Here is a 17793-nt window from a genome sequence, read left to right on the forward strand (position 1 = left end):
CATGTTTAAACGCAGAACCAAAGGCGAAGCCTTCTTCGATATATTCAATAATTTCGGCATGCTGATCGTATGTTTTCTGACGATCTACCCGATTTGGTACGTGCTGGTGAATGCCTTCAACGACGGGCAGGACGCCATGCGCGGAGGGATCTACTGGTGGCCGCGGATGTTCAGCCTCGAGAATTTCAGCGCGGTGTTCCAGAGCTCCGGCATCATGACGGCGATGGGCATTACCGTAACCAAAACCGTGATCGGCGTGTTCATTCACGTCCTCTTCACCGCCATGGTGGCTTATGCATTTTCGCGGAAGGGTCTTATTGGCGGTAAAATCTATATTTTGCTGGGAACCGTAACGATGTTTTTCGGCGGCGGACTGATTCCTACTTATCTGTTGATCAAGGATTTGAATATGCTTGACAGTTTCCTGGTTTACATCATACCAGCCATGTTCAGTTTCTTTGATCTTATTATCTTCATGACCTTCTTCCGAGAAATTCCGGACGGTCTGGAGGAAGCTGCGAAGATCGACGGGGCCAATGATTGGTCGATCTTCCTAAGGGTGGTGCTGCCGGTATCGATGCCGGTTATTGCGACAATCGCGTTGTTTCATGGGGTGTTCCAGTGGAATGACTATTTCACCGGCGTCATCTACATCAACAATACGGATCTGCAGCCGATCCAGACGTATCTGTATAAGGTCGTCGCACAATCCAGCTCCAATCAGATGATGGCCCAGGTGCCGGGCGGCGTTGCCAAGACGGTCACCTCCCAATCGATCAAAATGGCAACCATGGTTGTAACGACGGCGCCGATCGTATTCGTCTATCCGTTTCTGCAGCGGTATTTCGTCAAAGGGATGATGATCGGCTCCATTAAAGGTTAATTCTCGGTGTCTGATCATGCAGCTTCCCTCTCCCGGGGAGAGGGAAAGTTCTTACAGGTAGCTTCTCTTGCCTAATTTGGCGGGAGTTCTATATAATCATATTTTTAAATAAGAAAAGGGGTAAACACATGAGCAAGATGCTTAAGCCAAAGAGCCTTCTGTTGTTGATGTTCGCACTGGTCATGGCCTTTACAACAGCATGCTCGTCCGGCGGTGATAATAGCGGCGCGTCGGAAAAAGAAAAAGAGGAAGAAAAGCCGGCAGAAGAAGTAAAATTGACTCAGGATCAGCCGGGATGGGAAGTCGACACCTCCCCGATTACATTTGACTGGTACATCAACTTTGCCTGGTTCCCGAACAAATGGGGCGAGGACATTACTTCTCAATACGTAACCAAAAAGACGGGGGTTAATCTTAATCTGATCGTACCTGCGGGGAACGAAGCCGAGAAGATGAATACGATGATCGCTTCCGGTACATTGCCAGATTTTATTACGCTAGGGTGGTATGAAGACGCTGTCAAAAAGATGATTGAAGGTGACCTGGTCCTGCCGCTGAACGAATTGGCTGATCAATATGATCCGTATTTCTATAAGGTAACGGACCCTGCGAAATTGTCATGGTACACCAAGGATGATGGTAACATTTACGGTTATCCGAATGCTTCCTCATCACCGAAGGACTATGAGAAGTTTGGCGACAACATCACTTCGAACCAAACCTTCTTGGTACGCAAAGACATGTATGAGGCACTGGGAAGCCCGAATATGCGCACACCGGAAGGTTTCCTGAAAGCGCTTGAGGACGCCAAGAAAATGTTCCCGGATGTGAACGGGCAGCCGCTCATTCCGTTTGGATTGCATGATTTCCATGAAAAAGGAAACAGCTCTTTGGAGGGTTACCTGCAGAACTTCCTTGCCATTCCACAGGATAAAGACGGGAAATTGAATGACCGTTCAACAGATCCGGAATATGTAAAATGGTTGAAAACCTTGCGTCTTGCTAATGAAAAAGGATTGATGTCTAAGGATATTTTCGTGGATAAACGTCCGCAGATGGAAGAAAAAATCGCACAGGGACGCTATTTCGCGATGCTGTACCAACGCAGCGATATGGCGAACCAGCAGAACGCGTTGTATGCAAACGATCCGAATTCCGTCTATATCGCTGTGGATGGGCCGGCTAACACCAATCTGGATCAGCCGACGCTGTCGGGTCCTTCGATCTCCGGTTGGACGGTAACCTTGATCTCGAAAAACGTAAAAGACAAAGCGCGTGCCATTCGCTTCCTGGATTACCTGATCTCCGAAGAAGGTCAGCGTGATACTTACCTTGGCGAGAAAGGCGTGACATGGGATACCATCGATGGCAAAGACCAATTCCTGCCAGAAGTTGCAGAGCTGTTGAACAGCGACCGCGGCGCATTCGACAAGAAGTATGGAGCATCCCATACCTTCTGGATGATGATGGATAACAATGTTACGCAGCCTTGGGCGCCTCCGGCCGTGGAACCGTTCAAGCAGATGGAAGACTGGACTCGTGGAAAGACCGAGAGCTTCTCACAATTTGATCAACTGGATCCGGATGCAAGCTCCGAGGAAGGCATCATCAACGACAAGGTGTTGAACGAGTGGGGTAAAATCCTGCCGAAGCTGATCTTTGCCAAAACGGATGCCGAGTTCGATCAGATTTGGAACGATTACCAAGCGAAGCGTGAATCGCTGGGATTTGCGAAAGTGCAGGAATACAGACAGAAAGAATACGAAGAGAACGTGAAGAAGCTTGAGGAATTCTTGAAGTAAGGATGATCCGCTCCGGCGGATGAACAAAATGAAGACTCAAGGTACCCTATTATCGATTTTGTCGAAATAGGGTGCCTTTTGTCGCATCACGAGCTAATATAGGAGGGTATCCGATCGGCTGATGCAGCCTTACCATTCATGGCTCGGCTGCGGTCATACATAGAAAACGGGAAGTGACAGTCATGGTGACACGAATAAGATCGCTTATTCAATCGTTTACTTATTGGTTTGGCCGCAGGTCGATGCAGAGTCGTTTGGTTGCTGCGTATATCTTGATTTTGCTCATTCCGAGCATTATCGTATCGAACTATTTTTTCAAGCAGATCCGCGATACCTATATCAGCGATGCGCTCAACCAGAACTCGTTCCTGTTAGAAATTGAGAAGATGAACATGCTGAACCAGATTGAGGCGATTGAGATGGCCGCTCAGCTGGCAATTTCGGATGACGGGATCAAGGATTATCTCCGGATCAATGAAGAACCGGAGCCGGCGTGGTTAATCGATTTGGCTTGGGGGCCCTTCAAGGATATCCAACGGATCCAAACCAACAATCCGAATATCACGCACCTACGGTTATATACGAATAATTCCAATGTAACGGAAATGTGGCCGATCATTTTCCAGGAGAAACGGATCGCAAGCGAGCCGTGGTTCCCTAAGATCAAGGATTTGAACGGTGGGGAACTCTGGGTATTCAACTACAGCGATCCCGATATTCTGCAGCGTTACGCTGCCGATGCCTCCGAGGAGCTGCCGAAGGTGTCCTTGATTCGCCAAGTCCATAGCGGGAGTTACCGTGGCGTGATCCAGGTGGATATGCTGCTCAAGCACTTTGCTCCGAAGACCTTTGCCGGTATCGTGGATGACAGCTCGCAGATGGCCATTGTCGATCAGGAAGGACAGCTGTTCATGGACAGAAGCCAATCGTTTATGACCAGTCACGAGGGACTCCGAGATGAGGTGGCGATCCAATTCGCCAATCTGAAGCAGCAGGCGGGTGACTTCGAGGAAACAGTACATGCCCGGTTCAGTTTAAACGGCTCTTCGTTCCTGCTGATTGCGACACCGATGGAACGGCTTCATGCCCATGTGCTGAATGTCGTTTCACTGGAAGGGGCGCTAAGTAACGTATCCAAAGCCCAGGGGCAGATTATCGCGGCGAATATCGTATTGATTTTTCTGCTGTCGATCATTACGTATTACCTGAATTCCATTATCCTGAAGAGTTTACGCCGTTTAACGGAGACGATGAAGAGAGTCCGCAAGGGTGAAGTGACCGCGACGATTGCCATCCAGGGCGGCGGCGAGGTGGGAGAGCTGGCGCATCATTTTAACAAATTGATCCGCACCATCAATGAACTGATTGCCCAGGGTGTACGCAAGCAAGCGGTGACCAAAGAAGCGGAGCTGCGAACGCTGCACAGCCAGATTGACTCTCATTTCCTATACAATACGCTGGAAAACATAAAGATGCTGGCCGAAATCGAGGGGCAGCGCACAATTTCAGACGCGCTGACCTCCCTTGGCGGGATGATGCGCTATAATTTCAAATGGTCGGGGGAGTACGTCAAACTGAAGGATGAAATTCGCCATATTCGCAATTATATTGATGTCATGAATATCCGGTTTGACGAGCCGATCCGGCTTGAACTTAACATTCCGTCTGAATTCATGGAGCTCGAGGTATTGAAAATGTCGCTGCAGCCCATCGTGGAAAATGCCGTCAAGCATGCCTGGCCCGAGTTCCCGGATCAGGAGAAGCGGATCAAGATCGATGCTATTGCCTGGGAAGAGAACCGGATCACGATTAACGTCACGGATAACGGCATCGGGATGGAGCCTTATCGGCTGGGCAGGCTGAGCGAGATTCTGCGAACGGCGGACAACGAGGAACTCCCTTCCGTAGATTACGGGCGAGGTGGAGTGCAGGCTGGAGGAATCGGTCTTCGGAATGTGCACCAGCGAATCCGGTTGTTCTACGGGAATGAATATGGAATCGAAGTGAAGAGTGAAGAAGGGGAGTTCACGCAGGTGACCATGACATTCCCTAAGGTTCTGTTAACAGGAGGAGGCAGTGGACATGAGAAGTCTGATGATCGTGGATGATGAGAAGAATATCCGGTATGGGCTGAAAACGATGATTGAACGGGAATTCCCGGATCAATACGAGATCCGCTTGGCTGCCCAGGGGCAGGACGCGCTGGATTCCTTCCGCGAGGAACCGGCCGAGATCGTCATTACAGACATTCGGATGCCGGTCATGGACGGGATACGCCTCATTGAGGCACTTGCTGGACTGGAAGAAACAACGGGTGTTAAACCCGTCGTTCTAATCCTGAGCGGATATGACGATTTTGAATATGCGAAGGCGGCGATCCATTACCAGGTGAAGGAGTACCTGCTTAAGCCGATTCGACGGGATGAGCTGTTCGCTGCCCTCCGAAAGACAGAAGAAGCCTTGATTCGGCAAGCGGAAGTGCACAACCAGGTGGCCGCCAGTGAATTATATCTTCAGCAGTTGCAGACCCATCGGCTGAAGGAGCTGCTGGAGCTGCCCCAAGGGCTGGGGATGGACATGGAGGCTGTCGCGAGCGAAATCGGGTTTGAATCATTCGTGAAGCCATTCCGGGTAGCGGTGATGAAATACAAGTACGAAGACGGCAATTCCATGAATAAGGATGAGCTGAAGCAATTGATTGATAACATGAGGGCTTCAGTGGAAGGACGGATCAACGCTTGCTTTCTGGACAGCAAGGGGAGGGTTGTGCTCATCGGCAGTCCGGACGGGCAATTCGAGAAGCTGGCACGGCAGTTTACCGAGCGGGAGATGGACGGGCTCTTCGTTGGCATTAGCCGGGAAGGCTTCCGGATCGAAGATATCCGCATCTGTTACATTCAGGCGCTGACCGCCCTGAGCTATACATTCATCCATCCCAACGTCAAGCTGATGAGCCATGATGATATTCAGGGAGAACTGCGCACGTATCCGGTGCCGGAAGATAGTATCCGCAAGCTGGGCAATATGCTCGGCACAGAGCGGGAGCGGGAGATCCAGGCGCTGCTGCTGGATATTTTTCATATCGGAGATATGCCGCATGTGGCCATCGATTATTTGGAGTTTGTCAGCAAGCGGATCAATGAGCAGGTGCTGGATGAGGTATTCCGTGTGTACGGGGAATCCATGGTGGAAGTGTTGAAGCTGTACCGAAAGGTGGGAACGATGGACAATTACCGTCATTTTCACACCTATTTCAGAAATCTGGAGCATTTGCTGCTGCACGTGAATGAATATGTTAAAGGGATTCGTTCCGCCCACAGTGAGCATTCCGAGATCAAGGCAGCGGTGAGTTACATGGAGGAGAATTATCACAGGCCGCTGAACATGGCGATGGTCAGCAATTATGTGTCTTTGAATTATTCATATTTCAGTGAAGCGTTTAAGGCCCATACGGGTGAGAACTTTGTGGTATATCTTAAGAAGCTGCGGATTACGAAGGCCAAGGACCTGCTCCAGGATGGTGCCATGAAGCTTGCTGACATTGGCAAAGCGGTCGGCTTCGAGAACACCAAACAATTCTCGCGCGTATTCAAAGAGCTGGAAGGGATCTCGCCGCATGAATATCGGATCAAGGTACAAACGGGTGCGGGATTGCAGCATGAATAGTCCGGCTAACGTTTTGGCATGGTCCCGCCGCATATCTTGAATTGGCGGGATCGATTTTATTTTTTGCGCTGGCGACGATAGATCGCATCTCGTTTTATCCTTAATATGGTAAAATAGAAAAGTCGGAGGTGCGTTATGTCGAATGCAGCGAAATGGATCTGGGTATGGATTGTGGCATTGGTGCTGGTATGCACCGTGTTTCTGATTGAACATCAGAAGAAGATCGAACAGGGGACACAAATGACCTTGCAAAGCATATTGGGCACATCTCTATTTCAAATATGGAGTCATTACACCGACATTCTGGAGTTGAAGTCCATGCCCCTTCATGAAGCGCGCCTTGCAGAAGTACGGCTGAAGCTGGCAGCTATCGAGGCGTATTCCAAGACAGCGGATGAAGCCGTCCGTTCTCAGCTGCTTAACCCCATCGCTGCAAAGTTCCTGGCTCTGTCTGATAGCATAAGGGAGAGTTATGTGGAGAACGGGCGCTTCTCGGACGAAGATATCGAGAAATACGCGATTATTATGCGGGATTCGGAAGCATTGATTCCTCTCATGTACAAGGTCTATTACGTTTCGGAATCGGTTGAGGGGGGCGAAGTCAACCTGGACATCTCCGATTACGGCGAATTGGTAGCGCTTAACAACCGGTTAAAGCAGGATCTGGATGGTTTTACTACGAAGAAGTAATTTAGTGAATCCAAGGACCCAGAGAAGAACGATATGGATGACAGAAAAAAAAGACACCGGATCGGCTTTCCTGGGACATACCTGGAATTCGCGATCGGGTGTCTTTTCTATATGCAGGATTATGTAATCCCCATGTTATTTATTGAGCTGCAGTCTCTAATGTGGACAGCGTCATTTCCATTTTGCGGGTGATTTCTTTCTGCCATTTCACATCTCCAAGCTGGATCGCAAGGTTCAGCAGGTCCAGATAATCATCGATTTGCAGAGAACAGCGGCGGGAAGTCGTCTTCATAAGTCAATCGGCTCTCCTTTATATATAAACTTTCCAAGCGAAGCGTGTAGGAGCTCAAACGTCCATTCTCAACACATTCTCACTTGTCCGGTAATGATAATCATTATCATATGGCTAATTCTCATTATAAAGAGTTCCCGCACAGGTTGCAAGTCACTTTCTTAGATTTTTGCGTAAAAATGAATTAATTCATAAAGAACCGCTGCCTGTATTTACGCGGCGAGATCCCTTCCTGCTTCGTGAAACAGGAGGTAAAGTACGCTGCATGATTGAAACCGACCTCTTCAGCAACACGGCTGATGCTGAAGTCCGTCTGCATGAGGAGCATTTTGGCCTGCTCGATCCGGTAGCGCTGCAAATATTCAACAGGCGAACAGCCGAATTCCTTCTGCATGCAGCGTGCGATATAAACAGGGTGGAAGTTAATGCGTTCGCCAAGATCCTGCACCTTGAACTCCTCACGGTAATGCTTCCGCAGATACGCCGCGGCCTGCTCGGCACAGGCAGAGGAAGGGGAGGACACCGGTGTATCCAGTGCGGCGGCCAGCTGTTCGATGAGCTCTTGGAACACCACCTGCTGCCGCCATAGAAATTTGGCCTGGTGACCGTACTGAACGAGCGAAGACATGGTAGCCAGGAGCTCCAGGGCCTTTTCCGGTTGAGGAAGGGTGCCAAATTGGGGGATATTAACGGAAAAATAGTTCGGCGTCATCGCCTTCAGCTCCGGAGCCTCTTCTCTTCTAGGCGTTTGGCAGGCCTCGTCCGCATGCCACTCCCCGGAGGTTTGGAAATGAAGCCAGTAATAATCGGTCTCCACCGTGCATCCCTTCGTGCCGAAATGATGCGTATCGGGACGCAGGATGAGGAACATGCCGGGTTCGATTTCATAAGGAATGCCATTCTCTGTGACATGGAGCTCCCCCTTCATGACCACGAGCAGGTCAAAGATACCGATGTTTTTACGGTTGGGATGTCCGCTATGAATAGGAGCGCGGGTGAGCCCGCTATTGATATATTCCGGCAGCGGCGGAACGGTAAAATTCAGGATTGTCATAAGAAAGCCCTTTCGTGATTCTCGAGGTTTGAATTTTGATAGTTTTCGTTCGGAAAATGATATTATAACTCCAGTATACCATCTATAATTTGAGAAGGTTAAAGACCGTTTCATCATGAATTGTGTTTAACCCTTACATCATGGGCGGAGGTTGGAATGTTGGATAAAAACACAAACAAATTTACATTATGGGTTCTCGCATGGCCCATATTCATCGAGCTGTTCCTGCAGTTTTTGCTGGGAGCGGTGGATACATTGATGGTCAGCCGGATTTCCGATGATGCGGTTGCGGTGGTTGGCTTCTCCAATCAGTTGTTTCAGGCTATGACAACGTTGTTCATGACGGTTGCCAGCGGTGCCGGCATTCTCATCGCTCAGAAGATCGGTTCGCATAAAACGGGCGATGCCCGAACGATCGGCATCATGGCGGTGAGTGTCACCACGATCATCGGATTGGTGTGCAGCGGGATATTATTTGCGATGCCGGAGGCCATCGCTTCGGTCCTCCAACTGCCGGACCATTTGCTTCCGCTTGCCGGAACGTATATCTCCATTGTCGGCGGCGGGATGGTGCTGATTGCCATGATGGCTACGATGAGCACCGTCATCCGAAATACCGGCAATACGCGTGCACCGATGTATGTCGCGATCGGGATGAATATCATTCACGTTGTTATGAACTATGGGTTTATTTTCGGCGCTTTCGGGTTCCCGCAGTGGGGACTTACCGGTGTCGCGATCTCGACGGTGGTCAGCCGTCTGCTCGCTGTGCTCTTACTGCTGTATATATTCCTTCGTTCATTTGAATATCGGATCAAATGGAAGGAATTCCGTGTGTTCAACCGTCCGCTGTTCGGCGAAATTCTGAAGATTGGATGGCCGCTCGGCATCAATATGTCTTGCTGGGTGTTCACGCAGCTGATCATCTATTCCTTCATTGCAACGCTGGGCGCTGCCGAGCTGGCTGCCCGTACGTATATGAATACACTGGAATCCTTCTGCTTCTTGCTGGGTTCTTCGATTGCGATGGCTGCCCAGATTCAGATCGCGCATCTGTTTGGCGCGGGCCGGATCAAGGAGGCTTATCGGAGCGCGTATCGCGCGCTGGGCGTCGGGGCTGTTTATGTTGTAGTCAATGCCTTCCTTCTGTATGTGTTCGGGAAGCAGCTGCTAGGGCTGTTTACGGACGATAAGACGATCATTGCGATAGGCGCATCGCTCCTGGGCATGAATCTAATTCTCCAGCCGGGCAAAATGCTCAACATGGCCCTCGGCAACTCGCTTAACGCCGTCGGAGACACGAGGTTTACGATGTATATTTCCCTGGGCTCGATGTGGCTGGTCGCGACCGTGCTCTCTTATGTACTTGGCATTCACATGGGATGGGGGCTCATCGGCATATACTCCTGCATGATTGCCGACGAGTATTTGCGGGGCGTGCTGTCCTTCTTCCGCTGGCGCGGGCAGAAGCACTTGAGAAAGGCAGAGCAGGTAGAGCCGGCGAGCCATCAGGCAAAGCCAATGGAACCGATCCCGGCGCAAGCGTAATGACGGTCTATAATATAGAAAAAGGATACTTCGGCCATGCGGCATCGGGGTATCCTTTTTTTGCCATACTATAAAAATAACGCATTCGAAAACTTTTTATCCGCATGGCGGGGTATTGTAAGTGATTGGCCAAGTGAAAGGAGGCAAGCACGGTTTGGTAAACGACCTTATACAACGATTAAAGATGGAATACAGCGACGAACTGTTTGAACAACTGTATCGGTTATATGCGGATCGGGCGATTCGAACGGCAACCGCAATCACCGGGAGTCCGGCAAGCGCCGCCGATGTGGTCCAGGAAACGTTTATCCGGGTTTACCGCAATCTGGAGTCCTATGATTTGAGCAGGCCCTTTGATCCGTGGTTCAACCGGATTCTCTATAACGAGTGCAACCGGTATTTGAAGAAACATGCGAGGGTGGTGCCTTCCGAGATTTCGGAGGAGAGGGATATTCCCTCGGAGAACGACACCTACGATTTTGACCGGCACGGCGAGGTATATGAGCTGGTGCAGCGGCTGGATGACCAGCACCGGATTCCCGTCATTTTGAAATATTTGAATGATGTTACCGAGAAGGATATCGCGAACATGATGGAGCTGAACGTCAACACGGTGAAGTCCAGGCTGTTCAAAGCGAGAAAGAAATTAAAGGAATGGATGCTGCAGAATAGGGGAGGGAATCAGCATGGGACGTGATCCATGGGATCAAGAGATTGAAGACGGCCTGAAAAAGGGTACGGATGACGCAATGCAACATAAAGACGAGATTTGGATGGCGATCAAGGAGCGGATTCATAGCGAGCAAGCCCAGCGGCCTGCGGAAGCGGACACTCCCTTGGCACCGCGGGAATCGAAAGGGCGCCGCCGTTCGGGACGAAGAGCGGCAGGGTGGATTGCGGGAACCGCCGCTGCGGCAGCCATTGTGCTGACCGTCAGCTTCCAGACGGCACCGGTTCAGGCGTTTATTGATCAGGTGAAGGAATGGTTTGCTCCCCAGAAAACGGTCGAGCAGGAGCTTGAGGGCACGCCGGAAACAAGCGTAGATCAGCTGCATGAGGGTGCGGATTACGTCATTTACATTGATGAGAGCCGGTTTAAAATGGTTCATGAATCGGGCGTGGACCGCATTGAATTGAAGGAGAAGCCGACGGATGATCGCTATCCGGAAGTGTTCATGGAAATTTCGCAGGAGGGCATCGATCCAAAGACCGCCGCGGAGCGGATCCAGGCGGAGCTGCAAGCGTATCCGAAGGTCGAGGCGAATCCGGTGGATGAACCGATTCAAGGCTGGGAAGTGCGTGCCGTTGGCGGAACCGGCGGCAAAGAGTGGGATGATCCGGTTATACGGTATTATGTATTTGATAACGGGCAGGGCGGCAGCTTTGTCGTGAAGCAGCAGTATTTCCTGGAGGCTTCCGAAGGCTTCGGTGCGCGTTTTCATAACATGATGAAGGAATTCCATATTACGACCAATACAAATGCAGAGTCTGACAGTAAGTAGATAGCTTCAGTTCACGATATAAACAAGGATAGTCCAATCGAATGATGAGAGGCTATCCTTTTTAAGCGATTAAAGATCGGTTAGAAGTGCTACAGATAACTATATGTAAAGTTATATAACATTATCAAGGTCTAATGAATATATTGAGCACTCCCTAATTCTGGGATATATTATTTTTAATTTATTGAAAATGCCCATAAATCAAATGATAATGATGGATATCTTTAATTGGAAACGCTTTTCCTATTGCATGTTCGATTTGTTATATTAAATAACATTAAATAGAATAACTCTAACGAACACATATTTTAATGTTATGTATTATGACATAAAAAGGAGAGTGCCATAATGAAACCAAAGTCAAAACGTCCTTTAGCGGTCTGGAGTACCGCTGCATTCACCGCTTTTGTTATTTCTTTATCTCCTCTTGGAACCTATGCGGCACATGCTGCCACAGTGACGGAAGTGAAAGGAACGGTTAGTACGGCTGCACCCGCACAGACTCCTGCAACGCCGGGAAGGAATACGACGGTACCTCCTCTATCGGAAGCTTCTAAGCAATCGACCAAGCCGAACGTGCTGGTCATTGCGACAGGCGGGACTTTGGCAGGCCAATCGACGGATGCCACCAGTTTTCAATCTTATCGGGCGGGTACGCTGAAGATTGAAGATATGGTGGGCGAGCTTCCGAATACGGACAAGATTGCGGATATCAGCACGCTCCAGTTCGGCAACTCCGGGTCAAGCGCCTATACCATGGCGGATTTATACGATCTTTCCCGGACCGTCGACAAAGCGTTGGAGGTATACGATGGCGTCGTTGTGACGACGGGGACGGATACGATGGAAGAGATCGCGTACTTCCTCGATCTGACGGTGCAAAGCGACAAACCCGTCGTTATCACGGGTTCCATGAGACCTTGGACGGTGATTGGTTCCGATGCCCAAGCGAACCTGTACAACGCGATCAAGCTTGCCGGAAGCGGCCGTACGGAGTCCTTCGGCACGGTGCTGATGCTGAATGATACGATTCATCTGGCACGCGGCGTAACCAAGACCAATGACTACCGTACCGACACGTTCGAAACGCCTATGCTGGGCGCGGTCGGATATATCGATGACGAGAATATCCGTATCTACCGGGCTCCCCTCCGTGCAATGAAGGGGGAAGGTCAAGGCAAACCGGTGTTTGACCTGAGCAAAATCTCGAAAGGGGATCTGGCGAAGGTCGAAATTGCGATCTCCTATCAGGAAGCCGGCGGCGGTGCGATTAAAGGCTTTGTGGCAGACGGAGCCAAAGGCATCGTCACTTCCGGCACTGGTGCAGGCGGCATCTCGAAAGAGATGAGCGCGGCCCGCAAGGATGCTATCGAGAAGGGGGTGGTTTTCGTAACAACGACCTGTACAGGCTCCGGCAGCGTATACGGCGGCGGAGAGGGTATCATTTCAGGTGACAGCCTTAGCCCTCAACAAGCCCGCGTTCTGCTGCTGCTCTCCTTGTCCTTTACGGATGATTTCAATACCATTAAGGGTTGGTTCGCAACCTACGGAACACCTGAAGTGTAATCTTAGTTACTCCATTTGGCTACTCCTTATTCCTACTGAACCATGAAATTCCTTCCACCAATATATTTGCCGCCAGGGATAACCTGGCGGTCTTTTTTTGTTCGCAAGCACGAAGGGACAAATGGCTATTTGTGGCTGTCAGATTCAGCGACTGAAAATAACATTCCTGCCAATCGGATTATAGCCGAGGAGTTCGGGATCAACCGGATGGTTACAGGGGCGTGAGCGTTGAGGATATTTTCATCGATTTATTGCTTTCTATGTCAGCTATTTGTATACTTTACAATAGTAAACGATTACTATAAGTGAGGGATCCTATGAAGAAGCCGACCACGATACATGATATAGCGAAGATGGCAAATGTTTCTTCGGCGACGGTTTCGCGCGTGTTAAGCAACAGTAGTTATCCTGTCAGCAAGGAGCTTAAAGAGCGCATCCAGCAAATCGCGAAGGAGTCCAATTATATTCCGAATATGCTCGGCAAACAGCTGAAGAAGAATAGCAGCAATACAATCGGAGTCATCATACCTTCTATTGTGAATCCATTCTATTCCTCCGTCATATTCGGGATCGAAGAGGTGGCTCGGCAGAATAGTTTTACGGTTATCGTATGCAATTCCCTGCAAGACCCGGCGCTGGAAGATGAATATTTAAGGACGATCATGGAGAAACAGGTCAAAGGCCTGATCATCTCCTCGATCTCCAAGGATAAGAGCCAGTTGACTCAGTTGATGAAGCTTGGACTGAACGTCATCGCCATCGATCAGAAGATCGACGAGGATAACATTAACCAGATTGAGTTCGACTATCACAAAGCCGGTTACATCGCAACCAAGCATCTGCAGGAGAAGGGGCATGAACGCATCGGTTACGTTACTTCCAAGCTGGATCGCCCAAGTCGCCGAAGCATCCATCAGGGTTATATGTCGGCGATGAAGGACGCGGGTCTCAAGCCGCTGGTGGTCGAGTCACCGACCGAAGAAGTGTATAATGCGATTACCGAATTCGATACGGGCAAGCAGCTCACGCAGAAATTGCTGGAGCATTCTTCGCCGCAGCCGACGGCGATTTTTGCATGCAACGACATGATGGCCTTCGGGGTGATCAACGAATTGTCACAGCGTAATATCCAAGTGCCGGAGCAGATTTCAGTTATGGGCTTTGACGGCATTGATGTGGGGCAGATGATTCATCCGCCGCTTACAACGATTAAGCAGCCCGATTACGAGATGGGGAAGATGGCCTGCAAAATGCTGCTGGATATGATGCAGGGCGACGATAGTCCGATGTTTGATGTTATGCTGCAGCCTAAATTGCTGGAGAGAAAATCGGTCCGGGATATCCGGGAAAACAAGTGAATACAAGGATGGCATAAAGCCCGGGCATCATTGCTCGGGCTTTATTTGTTTTCAGAATAAAAGATATCGATTACTAACTTTTTGTCTATCCTTCTCTTGATTTTACAAGTGGAAAACAATGCCTGTTAAACCTCGGAATACCTTATGTAACGCTGGAATTCAGACTTTTATAATAAAAAAACATCGAAGGGAGCATAGAAAACTCTATTCAAGAAAGGGCTTCCATGCTATACTCTTTACAGAAATCGATTACTATAAAAATAATGCCTTTTGGAATGAGTTGGAGCAGAAAACACGCAATCCTGTTTTTTAAACAAAAAGGAGGGTTTTCAATGTCAAAAAAGGTAAAGGTATTCACCCTGATGCTGGCGTTTATGATGATTTTCACGGCATGCTCCTCATCGGGAGGGTCAACCGACGGGGAAACTCCGCCGGGCGAACCGGGAGGCAGCAAAGACAAAGTGACGCTCAAGATTGGGCTTCCCGGCAGTTATGAGGTGACGAGTAAGGAAATTATCGATGGCTTTATTGCTTCCCATCCCCACATCAACGTTGAAATTCAAGAAGCGCCATGGGGGGACTTTACGTCCAAGATCGCCACGCAGATTGCAGGCAACACCATGCCGGACGTCTGGTTCCAAGAGAACGCCACCATACTTAGCTACGGACAGCGCGGTGTAGCAGAGGATTTATCCTCTTACATTGAAGCTGATCTGAAGGCAGACGAATACATCGATGGCTTGTTCTCGGCCAAAACGCCTGAAGGCAAGATCTGGGGTGTACCTCACGGTATTAACCCGATTGCACTCGCGTATAACCAGGATGTTTTTGAGAAAGCCGGCGTGCCAGTGCCGACCGACGATTGGACCTATGACGACCTGATTGAGGCCTCCAAGAAGCTGACGATCAAAGAAGGAGACAAAACGAGCCAATTCGGATTTATTGGATCCTTCTCCATAACCAATGGCTGGTTCCCTTGGATCAAGCAGGCAGGCGGCTCTGCCCTGGACGATACCCTGACGAAATCGCGGTTTGACGATCCCAAGACTGCGGTCGGTTTACAGCAGCTGTATGATGGGCTGGACCAGGGATATTTTGCGGATATCGACTTTCTAAAAGCGAACGGCGGCGAGCTCGAAGTATTCGCAAGCGGCAAGGCTGCGATGTACTTCCTCCAATACAGCTTGCAGGTGAATATGAACGAGAGTTTTGCCGATACGAACTGGGATGTTGTCAAAATTCCGAAAGGCGTTGACGGCAAACGTTATGTTCCGATGGTAGCCAACACGTGGCTGGTCTCCTCCAGAGCGAAGCAGGAATCGAAGGATGCCGCCTGGGAGTTCCTGAAATATTACCTCGGCGATGAAGTGCAGGACATGATCGTCAAGACAGGTTCCACGCTTCCCGTGAAGAAGTCGGCACTGGATCAATTGAAGGACAGCACAACCAAACCGCTGAACAAAGAGGCTTTCACGGACGGCATTAACGAAGGCGGCGTTACCCTGGATGAAAATGCTACTTGGAGCGAATGGCGCATTCTGGTGCAGCTGGTGGTCAATGAAATCATGGTAGGCAATGTCTCGGTTGAAGACGGCGTGAAAGATATTCATACCAAAGTTCAGGACGTACTGGACTCCAGTAAATAGCTTCATGGGATAAGAGCGGTGCAGTCTTGACGACGTATCGGGCTGCACCTCTCTTCCCGCTATCGAAAGGTAGGTGTGTCATGCAGAAACAAGGGTACTGGGGCTATATATTCACATTGCCGTTTGTCATTAATGTCGTGGTATTCCTCTTATTTCCGATTGTATTCTCCACATATATTTCCTTCACGGAGTGGGACTTGTTTAACGCACCGCGCTGGATCGGACTGGATAACTGGGTGCGCGTATTGAACAAACATGAATTCTGGGTATCCATCCGAAATGTCTTTATGTTTGCACTCATCTTCGTGCCGATTCAGACGATCATGGCGTTTGTGATCGCCTTTATGCTGAATCAGGCCATTCGGGCCAAGGGGTTGTTCCGCTTGTTCTATTTCCTGCCTGTCGTTACTCCGTGGATCGCCGGCGGCGTGGTCTGGGTGTGGATGTTCAACTACCAATACGGCGTCATCAACTGGGTGTTGGAATCCATCGGCCTCGATCCTGTGAAATGGATAGATAGCAGCAATTGGCTGATGGTCGTCTCCAGCATCGCGATTGTTCAGGTATGGAAGGGCGTTGGTCAATCCATGATCATGATCCTGGCCGGGATGCAAAATGTTCCGAAAGAGGTGCTGGAAGCCTCGCAAATCGACGGTGCCAACGGCTGGAAGCAGTTGACGAAGGTGGTGTTCCCGATGGTAACGCCGATGGTATATCTCGTTATGATTCTGTCCACCATCTCGGCGTTTCAGGCATTTGATGTGTTCCTCGGCCTGTTCGGTTCCATCACCACGGGAATTCCGGAACGGAACATGGTTCCGAACCTGCTAGTGTACCGGGATGCGTTCCTGCTCTTCAAAATGGGACCGGCATCCGCAACGGCCTGGCTGCTGTTTGCCATTATTCTAGGCTTCACCTTGTTCCAGAAGTATTTTGAGAAGAAGTGGGTGCATTATGACTAAGACTACTCACCCCTTACTTAAGATGCTCATGTACCTGCTACTGATTGTCGGTGCGGTATTCATGGTGTTCCCATTCATATGGATGCTGTCCACATCGCTGAAAACGGTAGGCGCCATCTCGCAGATGCCGCCGCAGCTCATCCCGAATCCGTTGAATTGGGATAACTATGTGACGATATGGAATAAAGTCGACTTCGGTCGATACACCCTGAACAGTTTTTTCATCGTCTCGATCGAGATGGTTGGATCCTTGATCTCCTGCGCGTTTGTGGCCTTTGGACTTGCGATGTTCACCTTCCGGCTGCGGGGGCTCATCTATATGATCATGCTGGCAACCTTAATGATTCCGTCTCAAGTGACCATGATCCCGAGCTATTTCATCTGGAAGGAATTTGGCGCATTGAATTCGTATTACCCTTTGATCGTGCCCAGCTTTCTGGGCGGGGCGTTCGGTATTTTCCTGATGCATCAGTTTATCAAATCTTTGCCTAAAGAGCTGTATGAATCGGCTACGATTGATGGCTGCAGCCCGCCGGGCATATTCTTCAGAATTTATTTGCCGCTGTGCAAGCCGGCGCTGGCGGCGCTAGGGGTATTCACTTTCATGGGGGCGTGGAACAACACGCTGGGACCGCTGATTTACTTGCAAGACAAGGAATTATATACATTGCCGCTCGGCTTGCTCTACTTGAAATCGGAGAACGTTAACCAAGCGCTGCTGATGGCAGGGGCCGTCATTACGACGCTTCCAGTCGTCATCGTCTATCTGTTCGCGCAGAAGCAATTTGTTCAGGGTATCGCTTCGACAGGGATGAAGGGCTGAA

15 protein-coding genes are annotated in these 17793 nt (G+C 49.8%); 13 read left to right on the top strand and 2 right to left on the bottom strand.

Translation table 11 applies throughout. The features are described from left to right. The first annotated feature begins 1 nt into the window (after nucleotide 1). The 5 genes from MKY48_RS02920 to MKY48_RS02940 all read left to right on the top strand — a co-directional run bounded on the left by MKY48_RS02920 (nucleotide 2) and on the right by MKY48_RS02940 (nucleotide 7041). Complete coding sequence (locus tag MKY48_RS02920) at nucleotides 2–883, top strand: carbohydrate ABC transporter permease (protein ID WP_339269909.1); 882 nt, start codon at nucleotides 2–4, stop codon at nucleotides 881–883. A 128-nt stretch (nucleotides 884–1011) separates the two neighbouring features. Further along, nucleotides 1012–2685, top strand: a complete 1674-nt coding sequence (locus MKY48_RS02925) for an extracellular solute-binding protein (protein WP_339292269.1) — start codon at nucleotides 1012–1014, stop codon at nucleotides 2683–2685. A 182-nt stretch (nucleotides 2686–2867) separates the two neighbouring features. After that, nucleotides 2868–4793: a sensor histidine kinase gene (locus MKY48_RS02930; protein ID WP_339292270.1), complete on the top strand. Its 1926-nt coding sequence runs from the start codon at nucleotides 2868–2870 to the stop codon at nucleotides 4791–4793. Beyond that, a complete protein-coding gene (locus tag MKY48_RS02935; RefSeq protein ID WP_339292271.1) occupies nucleotides 4768–6351 on the top strand; it encodes a helix-turn-helix domain-containing protein in 1584 nt (527 codons plus the stop codon). The genes MKY48_RS02930 and MKY48_RS02935 overlap by 26 nt, the downstream gene beginning before the upstream one ends. Before the next feature lie 135 nt (nucleotides 6352–6486). After that, nucleotides 6487–7041: a hypothetical protein gene (locus MKY48_RS02940; protein WP_339269917.1), complete on the top strand. Its 555-nt coding sequence runs from the start codon at nucleotides 6487–6489 to the stop codon at nucleotides 7039–7041. Nucleotides 7042–7180: 139 nt separating this feature from the next. On the opposite strand, the gene MKY48_RS02945 is transcribed toward MKY48_RS02940, so the two are convergent. After that, nucleotides 7181–7333 (bottom strand): hypothetical protein, encoded by a 153-nt coding sequence (locus tag MKY48_RS02945; RefSeq protein WP_179090620.1) that lies wholly within the window; start codon nucleotides 7331–7333, stop codon nucleotides 7181–7183. A gap of 184 nt (nucleotides 7334–7517) precedes the next feature. After that, a complete protein-coding gene (locus MKY48_RS02950; protein WP_339292272.1) occupies nucleotides 7518–8387 on the bottom strand; it encodes an AraC family transcriptional regulator in 870 nt (289 codons plus the stop codon). Nucleotides 8388–8543: 156 nt separating this feature from the next. On the opposite strand from MKY48_RS02950, the gene MKY48_RS02955 reads away from it, so the two are divergent. From MKY48_RS02955 to MKY48_RS02990, 8 genes are all read left to right on the top strand, one after another. Next, nucleotides 8544–9935: an MATE family efflux transporter gene (locus tag MKY48_RS02955; protein WP_339292273.1), complete on the top strand. Its 1392-nt coding sequence runs from the start codon at nucleotides 8544–8546 to the stop codon at nucleotides 9933–9935. Between the two features lie 154 nt (nucleotides 9936–10089). Next, the gene (locus MKY48_RS02960; RefSeq protein WP_339269923.1) at nucleotides 10090–10632 is read left to right on the top strand and encodes a sigma-70 family RNA polymerase sigma factor; all 543 of its coding nucleotides are present in this window, start codon (nucleotides 10090–10092) and stop codon (nucleotides 10630–10632) included. Continuing rightward, nucleotides 10622–11437, top strand: a complete 816-nt coding sequence (locus MKY48_RS02965) for a hypothetical protein (protein WP_339292274.1) — start codon at nucleotides 10622–10624, stop codon at nucleotides 11435–11437. The genes MKY48_RS02960 and MKY48_RS02965 overlap by 11 nt, the downstream gene beginning before the upstream one ends. 345 nt (nucleotides 11438–11782) lie before the next feature. After that, complete coding sequence (locus tag MKY48_RS02970; protein ID WP_339293468.1) at nucleotides 11783–13003, top strand: asparaginase; 1221 nt, start codon at nucleotides 11783–11785, stop codon at nucleotides 13001–13003. A 317-nt stretch (nucleotides 13004–13320) separates the two neighbouring features. Beyond that, complete coding sequence (locus MKY48_RS02975; RefSeq protein WP_339269926.1) at nucleotides 13321–14361, top strand: LacI family DNA-binding transcriptional regulator; 1041 nt, start codon at nucleotides 13321–13323, stop codon at nucleotides 14359–14361. 332 nt (nucleotides 14362–14693) lie between these two features. Further along, complete coding sequence (locus MKY48_RS02980) at nucleotides 14694–16007, top strand: sugar ABC transporter substrate-binding protein (RefSeq protein ID WP_339292275.1); 1314 nt, start codon at nucleotides 14694–14696, stop codon at nucleotides 16005–16007. A gap of 80 nt (nucleotides 16008–16087) precedes the next feature. Next, a complete protein-coding gene (locus MKY48_RS02985) occupies nucleotides 16088–16969 on the top strand; it encodes a sugar ABC transporter permease (protein WP_339292276.1) in 882 nt (293 codons plus the stop codon). Continuing rightward, entirely contained in the window at nucleotides 16962–17792 is an 831-nt protein-coding gene (locus tag MKY48_RS02990) for a carbohydrate ABC transporter permease (protein WP_339292277.1), read from the top strand. Before MKY48_RS02985 ends, MKY48_RS02990 begins: the two co-directional genes overlap by 8 nt. Nucleotide 17793 lies beyond the last annotated feature (1 nt).

It is taken from the genome of Paenibacillus sp. FSL W8-0187, from assembly GCF_037969755.1.
Lineage (GTDB): Bacteria > Bacillota > Bacilli > Paenibacillales > Paenibacillaceae > Paenibacillus_AQ.

Excerpts from the sequence above, each read along its gene's own strand:
- MKY48_RS02920 (WP_339269909.1), top strand. The coding sequence starts at position 2 with ATGTTTAAACGCAGAACCAAAGGCGAAGCCTTCTTCGATATATTCAAT.
- MKY48_RS02925 (WP_339292269.1), top strand. The coding sequence starts at position 1,012 with ATGAGCAAGATGCTTAAGCCAAAGAGCCTTCTGTTGTTGATGTTCGCA.
- MKY48_RS02930 (WP_339292270.1), top strand. The coding sequence starts at position 2,868 with ATGGTGACACGAATAAGATCGCTTATTCAATCGTTTACTTATTGGTTT.
- MKY48_RS02935 (WP_339292271.1), top strand. The coding sequence starts at position 4,768 with ATGAGAAGTCTGATGATCGTGGATGATGAGAAGAATATCCGGTATGGG.
- MKY48_RS02940 (WP_339269917.1), top strand. The coding sequence starts at position 6,487 with ATGTCGAATGCAGCGAAATGGATCTGGGTATGGATTGTGGCATTGGTG.
- MKY48_RS02945 (WP_179090620.1), bottom strand. The coding sequence starts at position 7,333 with ATGAAGACGACTTCCCGCCGCTGTTCTCTGCAAATCGATGATTATCTG.
- MKY48_RS02950 (WP_339292272.1), bottom strand. The coding sequence starts at position 8,387 with ATGACAATCCTGAATTTTACCGTTCCGCCGCTGCCGGAATATATCAAT.
- MKY48_RS02955 (WP_339292273.1), top strand. The coding sequence starts at position 8,544 with ATGTTGGATAAAAACACAAACAAATTTACATTATGGGTTCTCGCATGG.
- MKY48_RS02965 (WP_339292274.1), top strand. The coding sequence starts at position 10,622 with ATGGGACGTGATCCATGGGATCAAGAGATTGAAGACGGCCTGAAAAAG.
- MKY48_RS02975 (WP_339269926.1), top strand. The coding sequence starts at position 13,321 with ATGAAGAAGCCGACCACGATACATGATATAGCGAAGATGGCAAATGTT.
- MKY48_RS02980 (WP_339292275.1), top strand. The coding sequence starts at position 14,694 with ATGTCAAAAAAGGTAAAGGTATTCACCCTGATGCTGGCGTTTATGATG.
- MKY48_RS02985 (WP_339292276.1), top strand. The coding sequence starts at position 16,088 with ATGCAGAAACAAGGGTACTGGGGCTATATATTCACATTGCCGTTTGTC.
- MKY48_RS02990 (WP_339292277.1), top strand. The coding sequence starts at position 16,962 with ATGACTAAGACTACTCACCCCTTACTTAAGATGCTCATGTACCTGCTA.